This is a genomic window from Streptomyces sp. NPDC001920 (assembly GCF_053594495.1).
This window is the reverse complement of sequence record NZ_JBSFEP010000056.1, coordinates 1-1546: the sequence shown is the minus strand read 5'-3', so window position 1 is coordinate 1546 and position 1546 is coordinate 1. Positions and strand designations below refer to the sequence as shown.

2 protein-coding genes are annotated in these 1546 nt (G+C 70.6%); both read left to right on the top strand.

The window, feature by feature from the left end:
* Positions 1-845 (top strand): phosphopantetheine-binding protein (locus ACWCPI_RS38910; protein WP_451042672.1); only part of this gene is annotated, 845 nt, incomplete at its 5' end.
* Positions 846-893: 48 nt separating this feature from the next.
* On the top strand, positions 894-1546 hold a 653-nt coding region (locus ACWCPI_RS38905; protein ID WP_451042671.1), incomplete at its 3' end, for a beta-ketoacyl synthase N-terminal-like domain-containing protein.

Sequence of the window (1546 nt, the reverse complement as noted above, 5' to 3'; positions counted from 1 at the left end):
ACACCCAAGGACTCCCCGCCACCAGCATCGCCTGGGGCCTGTGGCAACACACCAGCAACCTCACCGCCCACCTCCACACCACCGACCGCGAACGGCTCGCCAGGAACGGGATCGTCCCGCTCGGTGACGAGGAAGCGCTCCGGCTGTTCGACGCCGCGCTGACGCGGGTCGAGCCGGTGCTCGTGCCTGCCGGCATCGACGTCGCGCGGCTGCGTGCCGCGGCCGAGGCGGGGATGCTGCTGCCGCTCTTCGACGGGCTGGCAGGCGGCGGGCGGGGCCGTTCCGCGCTGTCGGGCCGTTCCGCCGACGGGCGGACGACGGGGCTGGCGGACCGTCTGTCGGGCCTTGCGGAGGACGAACAGCACGCACTGGTGCTGGACTTCGTGCGCGCACAGGTGGCGACGGTCCTCGGCCACAGCGCCGCCGGCGAGGTGGAGACCGACCGCGGCTTCCTCGACATGGGCTTCAGTTCGCTGACCGCCGTGGAGCTGCGCAACCGGCTGAACTCCGCCACAGGGCTACGGCTGCCGACGACGGTCGTGTTCGATCACGCGACTCCGCAGGCGCTCGCCCGTGCCGTGCGGGTAGGGCTGCTTCCGGAGCGGGAGGGTGCCGCCCATCAGCCGGTCCTCAAGGAGCTCGAGCAACTGGAGGAAAGGCTGCCGTCGATCCCCGAGGAGGCGCGCGCCGCGCTGTCCGTACGGCTGCAGGACTTCCTGTTGAAGCTGAACCGGCGCGACGACGCCGAGGGCGACGGGAAGGGCACCGCGGTCACCGACCTGATCGATTCGGCCTCCGACGACGAGGTGTTCCGGTTCATCGACGACGAGCTCGGCATCTCGTGAACCCGATGCATGTGAATTCCGCAGATCACCGCGAAGGATGTACGCCGCATGTCCAATGAGAACAAGCTCCGCGACTATCTCAAGCGCGTGACTGCGGAGCTCCACCAGACCCGGCAGCGGCTGGTGGAGGCCGAGTCGGAGGTCCAGGAGCCGATCGCGATCGTGGCGGCGGCGTGCCGCTACCCCGGCGGGGCGGACTCACCCGAGGCCCTGTGGGAGCTGCTGGCCGAGGGCAGGGACGCGGTGACCGCGTTCCCCACGGACCGTGGCTGGGACCTGGACGGGCTCTTCGACCCCGACCCTGACCGGCCCGGGAAGAGTTACGTCCGCGAGGGCGGCTTCCTGCACGACGCCCCCGAGTTCGACGCGGAGTTCTTCGGGATCAGCCCTCGCGAGGCGCTCGCGATCGACCCCCAGCAGCGCGTTCTCCTCGAAATGGCGTGGGAGGCGCTCGAGCGGGCGGGCATCGATCCGTCGTCGCTGCGCGGCAGCCCGACCGGTGTCTTCACGGGCGTGATGTACGGCGACTACGGCGGCCGACTGGTCCATCAGGTGCCGGAGGAAGTGGAGGCCTACCTCAACACGGGCAGCGCGTACAGCGTGGCCTCGGGGCGTGTCTCGTACACGTTCGGGTTCGAGGGACCGGCGGTCAGCGTCGACACCGCCTGCTCGTCCTCACTGACCGCCGTGCACCTCGCCGC